Here is a 17,191-nt window from a genome sequence, read left to right on the forward strand (position 1 = left end):
GGCGCGCAACGGGGATAAAGCGGTTAATAAAAACGGTTAAATAATACGACGGCCCACGTGGCGAAGGCCAGGATGCAGGTCAGCAGCACGGCCGCGCTGCCGAAATCCTTGGCGTTCTTCGACAGCGGATGGCGCTCCAGCGAGATGCGGTCGACCACGGCTTCGATGGCGGAATTGATCAGTTCGACGATCAGCACCAGCAGCAGCACCCCGATCAGCACCAGTTTTTCAAAGGCGGAGATGCGCAGCAGCAAGGCGATCACGGTGCCGACGACGAACAAACCGAGTTCCTGGCGGAACGCGTGTTCATGGCGCCAGGCCGCTTTCAAGCCATCGAGCGAGTAGAAAAAAGCGGAAAAAATCCGTTTCAAACCACTTTTACTTTTGAATTCGTTTACAGGTTGCATAGTTTTCCATATGTAAAGCAAGTGCAGTGGACACATTATGGGGGCGACATAGCACTGTGACCATTTATTCGCTGAATATCTCGGAACATTTCACTATTTTTTCACATCATGGTATAAAGAAGCATGAATACTGCATTGCACCAAATCCATCATGAAAATTGAACCGGTCGCTGCTCCGAAGACGACGATCCAGGTGATCGAACGCATGGTCGCCCTGCTCGACGCCCTGGCCAAATATTCCGACCCGGTCAGCCTGAAGGAATTATCCAAGGTTTCCGGTCTACACCCCTCGACGGCGCACCGCATCCTCAACGACATGGTGCTGACGCGCTTTGTCGACCGCATCGAACCGGGCACGTACCGGCTGGGCATGCGCCTGCTGGAACTGGGCAATGTGGTGAAAAGCCGCCTCAGCGTGCGCGAAGCGGCGCTGGACTTCATGCGCCAGCTGCACAAGAAAACCCAGCAAACCATCAACCTGTCCGTGCGCCAGGGCGACGAGATCGTCTACATCGACCGCGCCTTTTCCGAGCGCTCGGGCATGCAGGTGGTGCGCGCCATCGGTGGCCGTGGTCCGCTGCACCTGACCTCGACGGGCAAGCTGTTCCTCTCCGTGGACGAGCCGAAAGCCATCCGCGCCTACGCCACGCGCACGGGACTGGCCGGACACAACAAGAATTCCATCACGGATCTGCAAAAGCTCGAGCGTGAGCTGAGCCTGGTTCGCGAGCGCGGCTATGCGCGCGACAATGAAGAGCTGGAACTGGGCGTGCGCTGCATGGCCGCCGGCATCCGCGACGATACAGGCAAGCTGATCGCCGGCCTGTCGATCTCGGCGCCAGCCGACCGCCTGCAGGATGAGTGGCTGGTGGACCTGGTGGAAACGGCGAACCAGATTTCCGTGACCTTGGGATTCATTCCTCAAGAGTAATAAGAATGCAGGGCGGCCGTGCCGCCCTGGACACCTTACCCCCCTGGCAAGCTCATATTGGCAGGTTTCAATGCTTCCAGCCACTTGCGCATGCGTCCCGCATCGGCCGTACGCGACTGTTTCCCCTTGGAATCAAGGAAGACCATGATCACGGCCCGTCCTTCGATGACGGCCTGCATCATCAAACAACGTCCCGCCTCATTGATGAAGCCCGTCTTTTGCAAGCCGATTTCCCAGCCCGGATTGGCCACCAGGTGATTCGTATTGCCAAACTGCATGGGCTGGCCGCTGGCTTCGACGATGGCTTTCGGGTCCGTCGAGTACTCGCGCAGCAGCGGATGGCGGAAGGCGGCCATGGCCAGCTTGCCCAGGTCGCGCGCGCTGGCCACGTTCATCTTCGACAAGCCGCTGGAATCGACGTAATGCGTATCCATCATGCCCAGCTGGCGCGCCTTGCTGTTCATGGCGTCGACAAACGCCGGCAAGCCGCCCGGATAATTGCGGCCCAGCGCCGAGGCGGCGCGGTTTTCCGAGCTCATCAGGGCGATGTGCAGCATATTCGCGCGCGTCAATTGCGAGCCTACTTTCAGGCGCGAACTGCTGAACTTGGCGCGGTCGACGTCCTCGTCCGTGATCGTCAGCAACTCATCCATGTCCTGGCGCGCTTCGACCACCACCAGGCCCGTCATCATCTTGGTGATGGAGGCGATGGGCAAGGCCACATTGGAATTCTTTTCAAACAGCACTTCCGCATTCGCCTGGTCCAGCACCAGCGCCACGCTGGACTTCAGGTCGAGCGGATCGCGCGTCAGGTTCAGGCCGGCCAGGTCGCCCATGGTGGGCATCGGTGCGGCCATGGGCACGGCCACGCTGCTGACTTTTTGATAGATGACCTTGCGTTTGCCGCGCACCATGACGACCCGGCGCACGGTCTTTTCGCGCGGCGCGGCCGTCGCGCCCTTGCGCAGCACGACTTTGATTTTCTTGGTGTTGTGCTTCTTCGAGGCTGAGGATTTGCCGTTCGCTTCCTTGGCGTGCACGGCCGCAGCCGGCGCCAGTGCAAACAGCAGGGAAGCCAGGATACCCAGCGCAAGTTTAAACTTAGCCATTCGATAATTCCCCGTGAAGCTGTTGCCTTATTGCAGTGTAGCGAAATGCAGAGCAATCGCAAGCCTATTTAACAGTTAGGACAGTATTTATTGCAGCAATGAAATACAAATCGTTAGCGATCAGCAAACAAACTCATCCTTAACCGGCCGTTTTTCTCCGCCCGTCGCCAGTAATGTCTATTTGTCCATGAATTTAACAAAGCCGGCCAGCGGCTCACGTTCCGTGTTCAGGCGGTTCTCGACCTTGTCCGGGTCGGCATAACCGAGGGCCATGCCGCACACCACCATTTCGCCGGCCGGCACGCCCAGTTCGTCGCGGATGATGTCATGGTAATGGATGAAGGCCGCTTGCGGGCACGTGTCGAGTCCCCGCGCGCGCGCCGCCAGCATGATGTTTTGCAAAAACATGCCGTAGTCGAGCCAGGAACCCTGTTCCAGTACCCGCTCGATGGTAAAAATCAGGCCCACGGGCGCATCGAAAAACTGGAAATTGCGCCCATGCTGGGCCGCCATGCCGGCCGTGTCGCCCCGCTCCAGGCCCAGCAACTGGTACAGGTCCAGGCCGATCTTGCGGCGGCGCTCGATGAACGGCGCCGTCCACTGGCGCGGGTAATAGATATATGAGGCCGTGCGCGCGGGCGCATCGGGCGCCTTCGGCGCGGCATAGGCGGCCAGGATGCGCTGCGACAGGCGCAGGCGGGCCTCGCCCGACAGCACATACACTTTCCACGGCTGCATGTTGGCGCCCGAAGGCGCGCGCGCCGCCACTTCCAGGATGCGCGCGATCTCGTCCTGCGCCACCGGCGTGGGCAAAAAGGCGCGGATGGAACGGCGCGACAGGATGACGCTATCGACGGCTTGCTGCGCCGACCGTGTTTCAGATGCTTGCTTGTTCACTGCCCGGCTCTCCCGCTATAGCTTATTATTTCTTGACCACGAACACCACGCCGACCACGGCCACCAGCATGCCGGCGATGCCCAGCATATTAAAGGCTTCGCCAAACATCAACCAGGCCATCACGGCCGTCGTGGGCGGCGTCAGGTACAGCAAGCCCGTCACTTTCGTCGCATCGCTGCGGCGGATCAGGGCGAACAGCAGGAAGATGGCGCCGATGGACAGCACGAGCACCGACCACAGCAAGGCGCCGATGAAATTCGCCGTCCATTGAACATTACTGAAATGCAAGTCCAATCCTTCGTAATACAGGGCGAATGGCAAGACCACCACGATGGAGGCGGCAAACTGCACCACCGTGCCGGTGCGCAAGTCAAAGTGCGGACAGTGGCGTTTTTGGTACATGGTGCCGGCCGTCATCGACAGCAGCGCGAACACGCACAGCAGCACGCTTTCCACGGTCAGGCCCACGAGGTTGATCTTCGCATACACGACGAGGGCCACGCCCAGCAAGCCAAAGAACAGGCCCAGCCACTGGCGCGGGCGCACGGATTCGCCGATCAGGGGCGCAGCGCAGGCCGTCAACACGGGCTGCATGCCGACAATCAGCGCAGACAGGCCGGCCGGCATGCCCAGCTTGATGGCGCACCACACGCCGGCCAGGTAGCCGGCCTGCATCAGGATGCCGGCCACGGCGATCTGGCGGAATTGGCCCACGGGCCACGGCGCGCGCAACAGCAGCACCAGCGGCAACAAAATGACCAGCACGCCCAGGAAACGCAGCAGCAAAAAGGTCAGCGGCGGCGCATACGGCAAGCCGAACTTGGCCACAATAAAACCTGTGCTCCATAACAACACAAAGAAGCCGGGCAAGGCCATCGGCGCCACAGTGGTCAGGAAAGAGGCTTTGCTGCTGGCGCCAGCCGCGGCGGGAGGATTGGACATGGTATCGACTCGGGAAACGGGATCGGCACCGGGGCGTTGCCCAGTGCGGGAGGCAAAGTCTAGCATGCTGCGCCGCGATCGTCCCCGCAGGCACTGGAAACGATAGTTTAAGCACAAACCATTAACAGGTAGAAATCAAATATTTCTCTTTAGAAACAATGACTTTTGATGCAAATCTATTCAATTGTTGCATCGCACAAGAATCGCTTGACTTACGTTTTTTTCGCCGTAGAATAGGGTTTGTTGCGTTGCACAATTCTTGTTCAGCTTGAAAAATTTAGATTCACCTGCTTTCCCAAACGGTACACGCAGCATCAAATTAACCAGATTTCGATTTTTTGGAGATTTATATGTTTTCAATTCCTGAGCAATTTTCGTCCGCTACCAAAGCCAACCTGGAAGCCCAATTCGCCCTGTTCTCGTCGCTGACGGGCAAGGCCTTCGAAGGCATCGAAAAGATCGTCGAACTGAACCTGACCGCTGCCAAGGCAACGCTGGAAGAATCGACCGCCGCCGCCAAGCAATTGCTGTCGGCAAAAGATCCACAAGAATTCTTCTCGCTGGCCTCTGCCCAAGCCCAGCCTGGCGCCGAAAAAGCCATCGCTTACGGCCGTCACCTGGCTGCCATCACGTCGGGCACGCAAGCCGAATTCAGCAAAGCTGCTGAATCGCAAATCGCTGAAACCAACCGTAAAGTCCTGTCGCTGGTGGAAGAAGTCACCAAGAACGCGCCAGCCGGTTCGGAAAACGCCGTCGCCATCCTGAAAAGCGCCATCGGCAACGCCAATGCAGGCTACGAGCAATTCTCGAAAACCAGCAAGCAAGCCGTCGAAGCCATCGAAGCGAACCTGACGTCGGCCGTGAACCAGTTCACGCAAGCGGCTGAAAAAATCGTGCCACGCACTGCCGCCAAGTAATTATCAAGCGACCGCCACGGCGGTCTGCTGTTACCAGCTCCTCCAGGCATCCATCCCGCACTTCCCCGACGGATGCCATTATGCCCCAGCCCAGCTGGGGCATTTTTTATGCCTGAACACTTCCCGAACGCGCTTACTCGCCCAGATACGCCGCCTTCACGCGCGGGTCGTCGAGCATGGCGGCCGCGTTGCCGCCCATGGTGACCAGGCCGGAATCCATCACATAGCCGCGGTGCGCCGCCTGCAGGGCCAGCCGGGCATTCTGTTCGACCAGCAAGATCGTGATGCCTTCGGACGACACCTTGCGGATCACCTCGAAGATTTTCTCGACCATGATGGGCGACAGGCCCATCGACGGCTCGTCGAGCAGCAGCAGCTTCGGATGGCTCATCAGGGCGCGCGCCATGGCCAGCATCTGCTGCTCGCCGCCGGACAGGGTGCCGGCCATCTGCGCCGCCCTTTCCTTCAGGCGGGGAAACACGTCGAACCAGCGGGCGATGTCGTCCTCGACGCCCGCCTTGTCCGTGCGCGTGTAGGCGCCCATCATGAGGTTTTCGCGGATCGACATGCGGGTAAACACGCCCCGCCCTTCCGGCACCATCGCCAGTTTCCGCTCCACCAGGTGGAACGATTTCGTGCCCTTCAGCGATTCGCCCAGGTAGCTGATCGTGCCCTCGATCTTGCAGGCAGGCAAAGTGCCCGTGATGGCTTTCAGGGTCGTCGTCTTGCCGGCGCCGTTCGCGCCGATCAGGGCGATCAGCTCGCCCTCGTTCACTTCCAGATCGATGCCTTTCACCGCCTTGATGCCGCCGTAGGCCACGTGCAGGCCCGCCACCTTCAATATATTGCTCATGCGTGCGATCCCCCCAGGTAAGCCTCGATGACGGCCTGGTTTTGTTGTATTTCGGCCGGCAAGCCTTCCGCGATGCGCTTGCCATATTCGAGCACCGTGATGCGGTCGCACAGCCCCATCATCAGTTTCACGTCATGCTCGATCAGGAGCACGGTCTTGCCTTCTGCCTTGATTTTCACCAGCAACTCGCGCAGGGCCAGCTTTTCCGTCGCATTCATGCCGGCCGCCGGCTCGTCGAGCGCCAGCAGGGTCGGGTCCGTGGCCAGCGCGCGGGCGATTTCCAGGCGCCGCTGGTCGCCATACGACAGGAAGCGCGCCGTCCGGTTGGCGAACTGGGCGATACCGACGAAATCGAGCAACTCCATGGCCCGCTTGCGGATGGACGCCTCTTCCTCGCGCGCCGCCTTGTGGCGGAAGATGGCGCCGAAGACGCCCTGGTGCGAGCGCACGTGGCGCCCCACCATGACGTTTTCCAGCGCCGTCATGTCGCCGAACAGACGGATATTCTGGAAGGTGCGCGCGATGCCCGCCTTGGCCACCTGGTGCGGCGCGGACGGCGAATACGGCTTGCCGGCCAGCTCGAAGGTGCCCGTGTCTGGCTGGTACAGGCCCGTGATGACATTGAAAAACGTCGTCTTGCCGGCGCCGTTCGGGCCGATCAAGCCGTAGATTTGCCCTTGGCGGATGGTGATGCCCACGTCGGTGAGCGCCTGCAAGCCGCCGAAACGCTTGTTCACGCCGGCGATATTGAGAATGATCTGTTCGCTCATACCTATCCCTCCCTTAAGCGGACACGACGCCGGTGGATTTGTTCGGCTGGTCCACATCGTGGTCGGGCCGGTCTTCGTGCTTCGGCGATGGCCACAGTCCCGCAGGACGATTGAGCATGATCAACACCATGGCCAGGCCGTACAGCAGCTGGCGCAGCACTTCCGCCTCGATCACCACGTGGCCGAACAGCGCCTGCTGGGCCGGTTCCACCACATGGCGCAGCACTTCCGGGATCGAGGCGAGGATCACGCCGCCGAGGATCACGCCGGGGATATGGCCGATGCCGCCCAGCACCACCATGGCCAGCACGGCGATCGATTCCGTCAGCGAGAACGATTCCGGCGAAACAAAGCCCTGGAAAGACGCAAACATGGCGCCAGCCACGCCGCCGAACGAGGCGCCCATGGAAAAAGCCAGCAATTTCACGTTGCGCGTGTTGATGCCCATGGCTTTGGCGGCGATCTCGTCTTCGCGGATGGCCACCCAGGCGCGGCCCAGGCGCGAATGCTGCAGGCGCTTGGTGACGAACACGACGGCGATGCACAGGAAGAGGAACAGGAAGTAATAGGCATTCACGGACGGCATGGAAAAACCGGCCACCGTCACGGTGCTGTTGGTGCCCGCCTCGCCCGCCAGGTTGACGCCGAAGATGCGGATCGGGTCGATCAAATTGATGCCTTGCGGACCGTTCGTGAAATTGATCGGATCGTTCAAATTGTTCATGAAAATGCGGATGATCTCGCCAAAACCCAGGGTCACGATGGCCAGGTAGTCGCCGCGCAGTTTCAATGTGGGCGCGCCCAGCAGGGCGCCGAACAGGCCTGCCACGGCAGCGGCCAGCGGCACGATGATCCAGATCGACAGGTGGATGCCGTTTTCGCGGATTTCCGGCCCCATCAGATGCACCAGGGATGCACCCAGCACCGGATATTGGTTCACCACCGATTCGAGCAGGATGGCGAACTGGGGCGACGCCAGCAAGGCCGTCAGGTAGGCGCCCACGGCATAGAAGGCGATGTAGCCGAGGTCGAGCAGGCCGGCGAAGCCGACGACGATGTTCAAGCCCAGGGCCAGCATGATGTACAGCAAGGCCATGTCGATGATGCGCACCCACGAGTTGCCGAACTGCGCGGCAAAAAACGGGAACACCATCAGCAGCGCGGCCAGGCCCAGCATGCCGGCGTAGGCTTTGGTCGGATTTTTCTTAGCGTCAAAATCGAGTAGTGCCATGATTCAGTCTCCCAGTTTCACATCAGGCACGGTCGGCCACACGTTCGCCCATGATGCCGGACGGGCGCAGGGTCAGCACGATGATCAGCACGACGAAGGCAAAGATATCCTGGTAGTGGCTGCCCAGGAAGCCGCCCGTGATGTCGCCGATATAGCCGGCGCCCAGGCTCTCGATAATGCCCAACAAGACACCGCCCAGCATGGCGCCGTAGATATTGCCGATGCCGCCCAGCACGGCCGCGCAAAAGGCTTTCAAGCCGGGGATGGCGCCCATGGAGAACTGGATGGACGCGTAATTGGCGCCCCACATCACGCCCGCCACGGCGGCCAGCGCGGCGCCGATGGCAAAGGTGGCGACGATGACCTTGTCGGAATCGACGCCCATGAGGCCCGCCACGCGGGGATTTTCCGCCGTGGCGCGCATGGCGCGGCCCATTTTCGTTTTTTCTACCAGCAATACCAATCCGCCCATCGACAGCGCGGCCAGGGCCAGCAGCAGCACTTGCGTTTGCGAAATCACAGCGCCCCCTATGTTGATGGGGTCGGTCGACAGCAATTGCGGGAAAGGCAAGGGATTGCGCGTCCAAATCATCATGGCGAAGGTTTGCAGCAGGATGGAGACGCCGATGGCGGTAATCAGGGGGGCGAGGCGGGGGGCATTGCGCAGGCGGCGGTAGGCGACCCGCTCGATGATGATGTTGACCAGAATACAGATAGGAATGGCGCCGAGGATGGCGGTGGCCAGTTTCAGATAGCCGGGCCAGTCCGGCACATAAATGCCCAGCAGCTTGAGAATACTCAAGCCCACCATGGCGCCGATCATGAGCACGTCGCCGTGGGCGAAGTTGATCAGATTCAAGACGCCATACACCATTGTGTAACCGAGGGCGACTAAGGCATACATGCTGCCCAACACCAAGCCGTTGATGATCTGCTGGATGAATGTATCCATGATTGCCCTATCAAATATGCATTTTTCGGGAACAACTTCCGCCAGAACATGGGTCGCTGATACAAAAACGGCACCGGAGGAAGAATTCCTGCAGTGCCATCCCCGGACCGTTCTCACCAGCATGGTGCACGCACTCAAAAAGGGCGTGACCTTGCTTAGTCATAACGACAACATATTCAAGCTTGAGGCAATCATAACGATCTTTTGCAAAAACTAAACTTGGAATAAATCGATCATTTCCGAATTAAATTCGGTTTTGAGGTAACTATTTCATCGATACTCAACAGCCGTACAGACTCAGGCGACGTCGCGCTTGATGCCATCGAGGCCTTTCGGCATCGGGAACGTGACGGCTTCCTGTACGCCGTCGAGCGGGCGCACGCTCTTCACGCCGCACTCCTTCAAGCGGTCGATGACGGCTTGCACCAGCACCTCGGGCGCCGAGGCGCCGGCCGTCACACCCACGCGCAGCTTGCCTTCCAGCCAGGCGGGATCGATTTGCGAAGCATTGTCGACCATGTAGGCAGGCGTGCCCATCTTCTCGGCCACTTCGCGCAAGCGGTTCGAATTCGAGCTGTTCGGGCTGCCCACGACGATCACCACTTCCACTTGCGGGGCCATGAATTTCACGGCTTCCTGGCGGTTGGTGGTGGCGTAGCAGATGTCGCCTTTTTTAGGCTCGGCGATATTCGGATATTTCGCTTTCAAGGCCGCAATAATGTCGCTAGTGTCGTCAACTGACAACGTTGTTTGCGAAACATAGGCTAGGCTTTCCGGATTGGCAACTTGCAATTTCGCCACATCCTCGAGCGTTTCCACCAGATGCATGCCCATATCGGCCTGGCCCATCGTGCCTTCCACCTCGGGATGGCCATCGTGGCCGATCATGATGATCTCGCGGCCTTCGCGGCGCATCTTGCTCACTTCCATGTGCACCTTGGTGACCAACGGGCAAGTCGCGTCAAAAATGCTCAGGCCGCGCGATTCCGCCTCGGCGCGCACGGCTTTCGACACGCCATGCGCGGAAAACACGAGCGTATTGCCTGCAGGCACGTCATCGAGGTCATCGATGAAGATGGCACCCTTGTTGCGCAAGTCGGCCACCACATAGGCGTTGTGGACGATTTCATGGCGCACATAGATCGGTGCGCCAAATTGCTGCAAGGCGCGCTCGACGATTTCGATCGCCCGGTCGACGCCAGCGCAAAAGCCGCGGGGCTGGGCCAGTAACAGTTCCTTATCCATCGCTACTCCTTACAGGACCGAGATGAGCTTGACTTCAAAACGCAGCGGCTGGCCAGCCAGCGGATGGTTGAAGTCGAACAGGGCCGAGTCCTCGCGCATTTCGCGCAGCACGCCGGCAAAACGGCCGCCGCCCGGCGCGGCGAAATCGACCAGGTCGCCGATCTTGTAGTCGGCGCCCGGCACGGAGTTCTCGTCCAGGGTGGCGCGCGAGACGGACTGCACCAGCTCGGGATTGCGCTCGCCGAAGCCTTCGCCGGCCGCCAGCTCGAACGTCTGGTGCGTGCCTTCAGGCAAGCCCAGCAAGCGCTGCTCGAGGAACGGCGCCAGCTGGCCCTGTCCCAGCATCAAGGTAGCAGGATTTCCGCTAAAGGTAGTGACAATATCAGTACCGTCAACAGTAGCAAGACGATAATGCAGGGTGAGGTAAGCCGCTTCGGTGACGACTGCTGGTTGCTCGTTGGACATAGTGAGTTTTCAAGTAGCTGATGCAAAACGATATTGTAAGCCACACTGGCCGCGCCTGCCCCATGGCTTCGTCAAAGAAGACCATGCCGGGGCACGCGCCGGTGACAAACAGGAGAACAGCATGGGCATCAAGGATTGGCCGGCCGGCGAACGGCCGCGCGAACGCCTGATCGAGGATGGCGCGCAATCGTTGTCGGACGCGGAATTGCTGGCCGTCTTCCTGCGCACGGGCGTGCGCGGCAAGAGCGCCGTGGAACTGGCGCGCGACACGGTCGAGCACTTCGGTTCCCTGCGGGGCTTGTTTGGCGCCAGCCTCGTGAGCTTTTCCGCCGTGCACGGCATGGGCAGCGCCAAGTTTGCCCAGCTGCAAGCGGTGCTGGAACTGGCGCGGCGCGCCATCATCGAAGACTTGCAGGTGGGCCAGACCCTCAATTCGCCGCACGCCGTCAAAGATTATTTGCGCCTGACCCTGGGCCACCTGGCGCATGAAGCATTCCACGTGTTGTTTTTGGACGTCAAGAACCGCCTGATCACGACCCAGGAAATGTTTCGCGGCACCCTCACCCACACCAGCGTGTATCCGCGCGAAGTCGTCAAGCAGGCACTGCTGCACAACGCGGCCAGCGTGATGCTGGCGCACAACCACCCGTCCGGCGCGCCCGAGCCCAGCGAATCGGATCTATTGCTGACGCGCGCGCTGGTGCAAGCGTTGTCGCTGGTAGACGTGCGCATCCTCGACCATTTCGTCGTGGCCGGACGGCACGTGCATTCGTTCGCGGAACATGGCCAGATCTAGGCCAGGGCTGGCCAGGCGACAGTTAACCATGTGTAAACAAGGACATACGTCACTGCAGCGAGACGCTTATCTAACAGTAAACAGCGCTGTTTACCAGTGCCTTCCCCTATGAAGAAGGGGAAAAGTCAAATTGTTAAATTATTTCAATACAACATGACACAATTGTTTTTCGCAAGTCATTGATAAATCGGCTTATTTTGGATATACTCTCGTTTTTCCAATTTGGAATATCTTTAAGGAGTGCGCCATGGCACGTGTTTGCCAAGTCACTGGGAAGAAGCCGATGGTCGGCAACAATGTTTCCCATGCAAACAACAAAACCAAACGTCGTTTTTTGCCTAACTTGCAGAATCGTCGTATTTTTGTTGAATCTGAAAACCGCTGGGTCTCCCTGCGTTTGTCCAACGCCGGTCTGCGCGTCATCGATAAAGTCGGCATCGACGCCGTATTGGTCGATATGCGCGCTCGTGGCGAAAAAGTCTAATTAGCAGAATAAGGGAGCTATCATGGCAAAATCAGGCCGCGACAAAATCAAGTTAGAATCGACCGCCGGTACGGGTCACTTCTACACGACCACCAAAAACAAGCGTACGACGCCTGCGAAAATGGAGATCATGAAATTCGATCCTAAAGCACGCAAGCACGTAACGTACAAAGAAACCAAAATCAAGTAATTGATATTGTGTTCTGTAAAAAGAGCCGCTCCGATGAGCGGTTTTTTTTCGCCCTGATTTTCCTCCCGCCGCTCTCCCCTTGTGCCGGGACGAAAAAAAGGCCCTGGAAACCAGGGCCTTGATATGACGCAACAGCTTACTCAGGCATAGCTGCGCAGGCGCAAGGAAAAGTCTTGCAGCGACTTGATGCCCGACGCTTCGGCGCGCGTACACCAGTCTTGCAGCTTTTGCAGCAATTGCTCACGCGTAAAGTGCGAACGCTCCCAGATGGCGCCCAGCTCCACGCGCATGTGGTGCATGGTTTCCAGCGCCTTGCTGTGCTGGAACAATTCCGACAGCTGTTCGTGGTGCGCATCGGCCAGCTTGCCCGGCTCGCGCTGCATCAGCTTGCGCGACGATTTCAGGAAGCGCTTTTCCAGTTCCGCCTTGTGCTTCAAGTGTTCCAGCTCTTCCTTCCAGGCATGCTTGATCGATTTCGCATACTTGGCCATCACGTCGTAACGGTTGGCGATGACCGATTGCAAGGTCTCGAAGTCCGCTTCCAGCTTGCCGTGCGAGAACTTCGGCTCCGGCGCCAGCTTTTTCACCTTGGCCAGGCCCAGCATTTCCAGCGCGCGGATGTACGCCCAGCCGATATCGATTTCATACCATTTCGACGACAGCTTGGCCGAAGTCGCATAGGTATGGTGATTGTTGTGCAACTCTTCGCCGCCGATCAGGATGCCGAACGGAATGATGTTGGTGGCCGCATCGGCGCAATCGTAGTTGCGGTAGCCCCAGTAGTGGCCGATGCCGTTGATGATGCCGGCCGCCGTGATGGGTATCCACATCATTTGCACGGCCCACACGGAAATGCCGATCACGCCGAACAGGATGAAATTGATGACGAACAGCGACACCACGCCCAGCCAGCTGTACTTGGTGTACAGGTTGCGCTCGATCCAGTCCGTCGGCGTGCCGTGGCCATATTTCGCCATGGTTTCCATGTTCTTCGATTCAGCGCGGTACAGCTCGGCGCCTTCCCAGAAGACTTTCTTGATGCCGCGCGTCACGGGGCTGTGCGGATCTTCTTCCGTATCGCACTTGGCGTGGTGCTTGCGGTGGATGGCCGCCCATTCCTTGGTCACCTGGCCCGTCGTCAGCCACAGCCAGAAACGGAAGAAATGGCTGGGGATCGCATGCAATTCCAGCGCCCGGTGGGCCTGGTGGCGGTGCAGGTAAATCGTGACGCTGGCGATGGTGATATGCGTGACCACCATGGTGTACAGGAAAACTTGCCATGCGGACAGATCGGTAATGCCAGTTGCCATGAACTGCAAAACGTCGTGTAAAACGGAACTCAATGTCATTACTACTACTCCAAGTGGACAGGGCGTGCGCACGGTCGCTCCAGTGACTCTGGAGGTCCGGCAGAGTTAATTTTAGGCGTGATTGTACGCCCTAATGGGTGCGGTCAGGCAAAATCGGAGGCAGGCAGCGAGGTTAAGGCTGGGTGCCGGATGGGGCGGACTCACCCTCTGCCGCGCTGGCGAGCGGGGCAGGAGGCGTACCAACAATACGCAATTCGCGTTGCGGAAACGGTACAGTGACCTTATGTTCCTGCAAGGTGCGCCAGATGGCGCGGTTCACATTCGACTTCACGCCGCCGGTGCCATTTTCCGGGTCCGCGATCCAGAAGCCGATCTGCACATCCAGGCCGTCAGCACCGAAGCGCACGAGGGTGGCCGATGGCGGATTGCTTTGCGACACACGCGGCACCTTGGCCGTCGCCGCTTCCAGCAAGGGGAAGATGACATCCAGATCCGTTTCATAGCCCACCGACACGGCCGTCGACAGCCAGACCATGCGGTTGCTCAGCGACATGTTCTGCACGCCGCCGGAAATCAGCATTTCATTCGGCACGATGGATTCAACGCCATCGCCACCCAATAACACAGTATAGCGCGTATTGATTTGCGTGACCTTGCCCGTGAATTGACCCACCGTAATCATGTCGCCGATGGTCAGGCTGCGGTCCAGCAGGATGATGAAACCGGACACGAAGTTCGCGGCGATCTTTTGCAAGCCGAAGCCCAGCGCCACGCCGAAGGCGCCGCCGAACACGGACAGCACCGTCAGGTCGATGCCCACCAGCGACAGGCTGACCAGCACGGAAACGAGGATCAGCACGGCGCGCCCCATGCGCGACAGCACCACGCGCAAGGAAGTGTGCAGGCCCTGCATTTTCATCAGGCGCTCGTCGAGCGAAGTGCCGGCCCACATGGCCAGCACCAGCAGCACGGCCACGGAAATCGCGGCTTGCAAGATGGCAGCCACGGACACCTTGTTGCGCCCCAGCGGCACGACGATACCTTCCAGGAAGGTGTGCAATTCCGGCCACAGGCCCGTGATGTACAGGGCCATGCCCGCCCACACCACCACCGTGAAGATCTTTTCCAGCAGCAACATGGTCGGGCTGATGTCGCCGTGGCGGGCAAAAATGCGGCGCAGCACATAAAACCCGAAGCGCACCAGCGCCATCGAGGTGCACAGGGGAATGGCAATACTGAGCAGGTTCACGGACTGGAACTTGGCCAGGAAATGCTGCGCAATGCCCAGCAGCATGGCCGCCAGCACGGGCGTCAGGATGCGGATGAAACTGTCCGTGCGCTGCAAGGTTTCCGGCGTGGCCGGCACGGTGGCCGCTTCCGCCCGCTGATGCAGGAATACGCGCAACTGCCGCACCAGCAGCCAGCTCAGCGCCAGGCAGGCGACGATGACCAGCGCCTGCCACAGGATGGCCGGTTGACGGAAATCATCGACAAAGTCAGTGATCAGATTCAGCAGTGGAGTTTCATTCATGGCGGATGCGGTCCGGAAGGTGAGACGGGTGGGACGGAGGTGATACGGAGGGGCTAGGCCCATGCCGCCAGGCGGGCTGGCGGCATTGAAAGCCGCCACTGCCAGGTGCAGCGGCGGCCCGTGACAGGCTTACTCGGCTTGTTCAGCGTCAGCGTCGTCGGCCGGCTTTTCATCGGCGTAGACTTTTTTCGGCATGACCTTGCGCTCGAACACGGCGGCGAAGAAGCCGTCGGTCTGGTGCAGGTGCGGCAACAATTTCAGGTAGTCGCCCATTTCCAGCTCGATCTTCTGTTCGGCCAGCACCTTGCTCATCGGCACCAGGGTGAAGTCCGGATGGGCGGCCAGGAATTGCTCGGCGATAAAGTCGTTTTCTTCATTCAGGAAGCTGCAGGTGGCGTACACCAGGCGGCCGCCGCCCTTGACCAGGCGCGCCGCGCCGGCCAGGATGGCTGCCTGCTTGGCTTGCAATTCCACGATCGAGTTCGGCTGCTGGCGCCATTTCACGTCCGGATTGCGGCGCAGGGTGCCCAGGCCGCTGCATGGGGCGTCGACGAGCACGCGGTCGATCTTGCCGGCCAGGCGCTTGATCTTGGCATCGCGCTCATGCGCGATCTGCACCGGATGCACGTTCGACAGGCCGCTGCGGGCCATGCGCGGCTTCAGCTTGGCCAAACGCTTTTCCGACACGTCGAACGCGTACAAACGGCCCGTGTTGCGCATCAGCGCGCCCAATGCGAGGGTCTTGCCGCCCGCGCCGGCACAGAAATCGACGACCATCTCGCCGCGCTTGGCGCCGACGATCTGCGACAGGATCTGGCTGCCTTCATCTTGCACTTCGATGGCGCCGCTCTGGAACAATGGCAGGTTTTGCAACGATGGCTTCTTGATCACGCGCAAGCCCAGCGGGGCATACGGCGTCGGCGTGCTGAGGATAGGCGCTTCGGCCAGGGCCAGCATCACGTCGTCGCGCGTTGCCTTGAGCGAGTTGACGCGCAAGTCCAGCGGCGCCGGCGCGTTCAGCGCATCGGCCAGCTTCATGGTTTCCGCTTCGCCGAACTGGGCGATCAGCTTGTCGAACAGCCAGGTCGGCATGTTGGCGCGCATGTTCGACGGCATCAGGCTGCGGTCGATCTGCGTGATGCGTTCCAGCCATTCCACCTCTTCTTCCGTCAGGCCGCCCAAGGAGTCGGCACCGACGGCTTCGGCCAGGCCGAGGATGGTCAGGCGGCGCATGGTCGGGCCACTGCCCGCTTCGGCGAAGTCCGTGAAGAACGATTTGTTGCGCAGGACGGCATAAATGCCTTCGGCGATGGCGCCGCGTTCGCGCGAACCGAGGCGCGGATGGTCGCGGAAATAGCGCGACAGGGTGGTGTCGGCCGGGGCCGTGAAACGTAAAATTTCGCGCAATACTTCTTCAGCATTGGCAAGTATCGCTGGTGGCAATCTCATTGTTATTCTTCCTGTAATATTTTATTGAGGGTCCACGCGGACCTGGCCATGCTCGACTGACAGTTTATCGTCAATGAACAGGCGGATGGCGCGCGGGTAAAGCAGATGTTCCTGTACCAGCACGCGCGCCGATAAGCTGTCTTCTGTGTCGCCTGGCAAGACTGGCACCACCGCGCTCGCCACGGCCGGGCCATGGTCAAGCTCGGCAGTCACGAAATGCACGGTCGCGCCGTGTTCCGTCACGCCCGCCTCGAGCGCCTGGCGGTGCGTCGCCATGCCCGGGAACAGCGGCAGCAGCGACGGGTGGATATTGAGCATGCGCCCCGCGTAATGCTCGACGAAGGGCGGCGTCAGGATGCGCATGAAACCGGCCAGCACGACCAGGTCGGGGGCGAAGCCGTCGATCACGGCTTGCAGCGCCGCATCGAACTGTTCGCGGCTGGCATAATCCTTGTTGGCAACGACTGCCGTCGCTATCCCGTGTTCCGCGGCAAACACCAGTCCCTGGGCATCGGCCCGGTTACTGATGACGGCGGCAATACGGGCTGGCCATTGCTCGGCTTGCGCCGCGCGGACGACCGCTTCCATGTTGCTGCCGCGTCCGGAAATGAGGATAACGATATTTTTCATAGCGCGCATTGTACCCGCTATGGCGATGCGAATCTAGAAAGGCCGGTATTATTGTTGCGGCGCAACATGAGCGCCGGCGCG

19 protein-coding genes are annotated in these 17,191 nt (G+C 59.9%); 5 read left to right on the top strand and 14 right to left on the bottom strand.

The window, feature by feature from the left end:
- Positions 1-23 precede the first annotated feature (23 nt).
- Positions 24-407, bottom strand: coding sequence for a diacylglycerol kinase (locus O3298_RS03950; protein WP_035821531.1), 384 nt, complete (start codon positions 405-407; stop codon positions 24-26).
- A 151-nt stretch (positions 408-558) separates the two neighbouring features.
- On the opposite strand from O3298_RS03950, the gene O3298_RS03955 reads away from it, so the two are divergent.
- Positions 559-1,338 (top strand): IclR family transcriptional regulator, encoded by a 780-nt coding sequence (locus O3298_RS03955; protein ID WP_099378009.1) that lies wholly within the window; start codon positions 559-561, stop codon positions 1,336-1,338.
- A 35-nt stretch (positions 1,339-1,373) separates the two neighbouring features.
- On the opposite strand, the gene pbpG is transcribed toward O3298_RS03955, so the two are convergent.
- The 3 genes from pbpG to O3298_RS03970 all read right to left on the bottom strand — a co-directional run bounded on the left by pbpG (position 1,374) and on the right by O3298_RS03970 (position 4,287).
- A complete protein-coding gene (pbpG, locus tag O3298_RS03960; protein WP_099666799.1) occupies positions 1,374-2,447 on the bottom strand; it encodes a D-alanyl-D-alanine endopeptidase in 1,074 nt (357 codons plus the stop codon).
- 177 nt (positions 2,448-2,624) lie between these two features.
- Complete coding sequence (locus O3298_RS03965; protein ID WP_305058562.1) at positions 2,625-3,344, bottom strand: nitroreductase; 720 nt, start codon at positions 3,342-3,344, stop codon at positions 2,625-2,627.
- 25 nt (positions 3,345-3,369) lie between these two features.
- Positions 3,370-4,287 (bottom strand): DMT family transporter, encoded by a 918-nt coding sequence (locus O3298_RS03970; RefSeq protein ID WP_305058563.1) that lies wholly within the window; start codon positions 4,285-4,287, stop codon positions 3,370-3,372.
- Between the two features lie 350 nt (positions 4,288-4,637).
- Between O3298_RS03970 and O3298_RS03975 the strand changes: the two genes are divergently transcribed.
- The gene (locus O3298_RS03975; protein WP_099666796.1) at positions 4,638-5,204 is read left to right on the top strand and encodes a phasin family protein; all 567 of its coding nucleotides are present in this window, start codon (positions 4,638-4,640) and stop codon (positions 5,202-5,204) included.
- 133 nt (positions 5,205-5,337) lie between these two features.
- Here O3298_RS03975 and O3298_RS03980 read toward each other — a convergent pair whose 3' ends face one another.
- The 6 genes from O3298_RS03980 to O3298_RS04005 all read right to left on the bottom strand — a co-directional run bounded on the left by O3298_RS03980 (position 5,338) and on the right by O3298_RS04005 (position 10,720).
- Complete coding sequence (locus O3298_RS03980) at positions 5,338-6,057, bottom strand: ABC transporter ATP-binding protein (RefSeq protein WP_070256673.1); 720 nt, start codon at positions 6,055-6,057, stop codon at positions 5,338-5,340.
- On the bottom strand, positions 6,054-6,827 hold the full coding sequence (locus tag O3298_RS03985) for an ABC transporter ATP-binding protein (RefSeq protein ID WP_099666795.1): 774 nt from the start codon (positions 6,825-6,827) through the stop codon (positions 6,054-6,056). Before O3298_RS03985 ends, O3298_RS03980 begins: the two co-directional genes overlap by 4 nt.
- A 13-nt stretch (positions 6,828-6,840) precedes the next feature.
- Positions 6,841-8,058 (bottom strand): ABC transporter ATP-binding protein, encoded by a 1,218-nt coding sequence (locus tag O3298_RS03990; protein ID WP_289916900.1) that lies wholly within the window; start codon positions 8,056-8,058, stop codon positions 6,841-6,843.
- A 22-nt stretch (positions 8,059-8,080) separates the two neighbouring features.
- A complete protein-coding gene (locus O3298_RS03995; RefSeq protein WP_077407985.1) occupies positions 8,081-9,010 on the bottom strand; it encodes a branched-chain amino acid ABC transporter permease in 930 nt (309 codons plus the stop codon).
- A 297-nt stretch (positions 9,011-9,307) separates the two neighbouring features.
- Positions 9,308-10,255 (bottom strand): 4-hydroxy-3-methylbut-2-enyl diphosphate reductase, encoded by a 948-nt coding sequence (ispH, locus tag O3298_RS04000; RefSeq protein ID WP_289916901.1) that lies wholly within the window; start codon positions 10,253-10,255, stop codon positions 9,308-9,310.
- Between the two features lie 9 nt (positions 10,256-10,264).
- Positions 10,265-10,720 (bottom strand): peptidylprolyl isomerase, encoded by a 456-nt coding sequence (locus O3298_RS04005; protein WP_070224501.1) that lies wholly within the window; start codon positions 10,718-10,720, stop codon positions 10,265-10,267.
- 121 nt (positions 10,721-10,841) lie between these two features.
- On the opposite strand from O3298_RS04005, the gene radC reads away from it, so the two are divergent.
- From radC to rpmG, 3 genes are all read left to right on the top strand, one after another.
- Positions 10,842-11,516, top strand: a complete 675-nt coding sequence (gene radC / locus O3298_RS04010) for a DNA repair protein RadC (protein ID WP_305058564.1) — start codon at positions 10,842-10,844, stop codon at positions 11,514-11,516.
- 247 nt (positions 11,517-11,763) lie between these two features.
- Positions 11,764-12,000 (top strand): 50S ribosomal protein L28, encoded by a 237-nt coding sequence (gene rpmB / locus O3298_RS04015; protein WP_010400928.1) that lies wholly within the window; start codon positions 11,764-11,766, stop codon positions 11,998-12,000.
- A gap of 22 nt (positions 12,001-12,022) precedes the next feature.
- Entirely contained in the window at positions 12,023-12,190 is a 168-nt protein-coding gene (rpmG, locus tag O3298_RS04020; RefSeq protein ID WP_010400929.1) for a 50S ribosomal protein L33, read from the top strand.
- Between the two features lie 140 nt (positions 12,191-12,330).
- Here rpmG and O3298_RS04025 read toward each other — a convergent pair whose 3' ends face one another.
- The 4 genes from O3298_RS04025 to purN form a co-directional block, all read right to left on the bottom strand.
- Positions 12,331-13,500 (bottom strand): fatty acid desaturase, encoded by a 1,170-nt coding sequence (locus O3298_RS04025; RefSeq protein ID WP_369811458.1) that lies wholly within the window; start codon positions 13,498-13,500, stop codon positions 12,331-12,333.
- A gap of 172 nt (positions 13,501-13,672) precedes the next feature.
- Entirely contained in the window at positions 13,673-15,031 is a 1,359-nt protein-coding gene (locus tag O3298_RS04030; RefSeq protein WP_289903849.1) for a mechanosensitive ion channel family protein, read from the bottom strand.
- Positions 15,032-15,160: 129 nt separating this feature from the next.
- Positions 15,161-16,480, bottom strand: coding sequence for an RsmB/NOP family class I SAM-dependent RNA methyltransferase (locus tag O3298_RS04035; RefSeq protein ID WP_099666789.1), 1,320 nt, complete (start codon positions 16,478-16,480; stop codon positions 15,161-15,163).
- Between the two features lie 21 nt (positions 16,481-16,501).
- Positions 16,502-17,110, bottom strand: coding sequence for a phosphoribosylglycinamide formyltransferase (purN, locus tag O3298_RS04040; RefSeq protein WP_099666788.1), 609 nt, complete (start codon positions 17,108-17,110; stop codon positions 16,502-16,504).
- Positions 17,111-17,191: the final 81 nt, after the last annotated feature.

It is taken from the genome of Janthinobacterium sp. SUN137 (genome assembly GCF_030587265.1).
GTDB classification, from domain to species: Bacteria; Pseudomonadota; Gammaproteobacteria; order Burkholderiales; family Burkholderiaceae_D; genus Janthinobacterium; species Janthinobacterium kumbetense.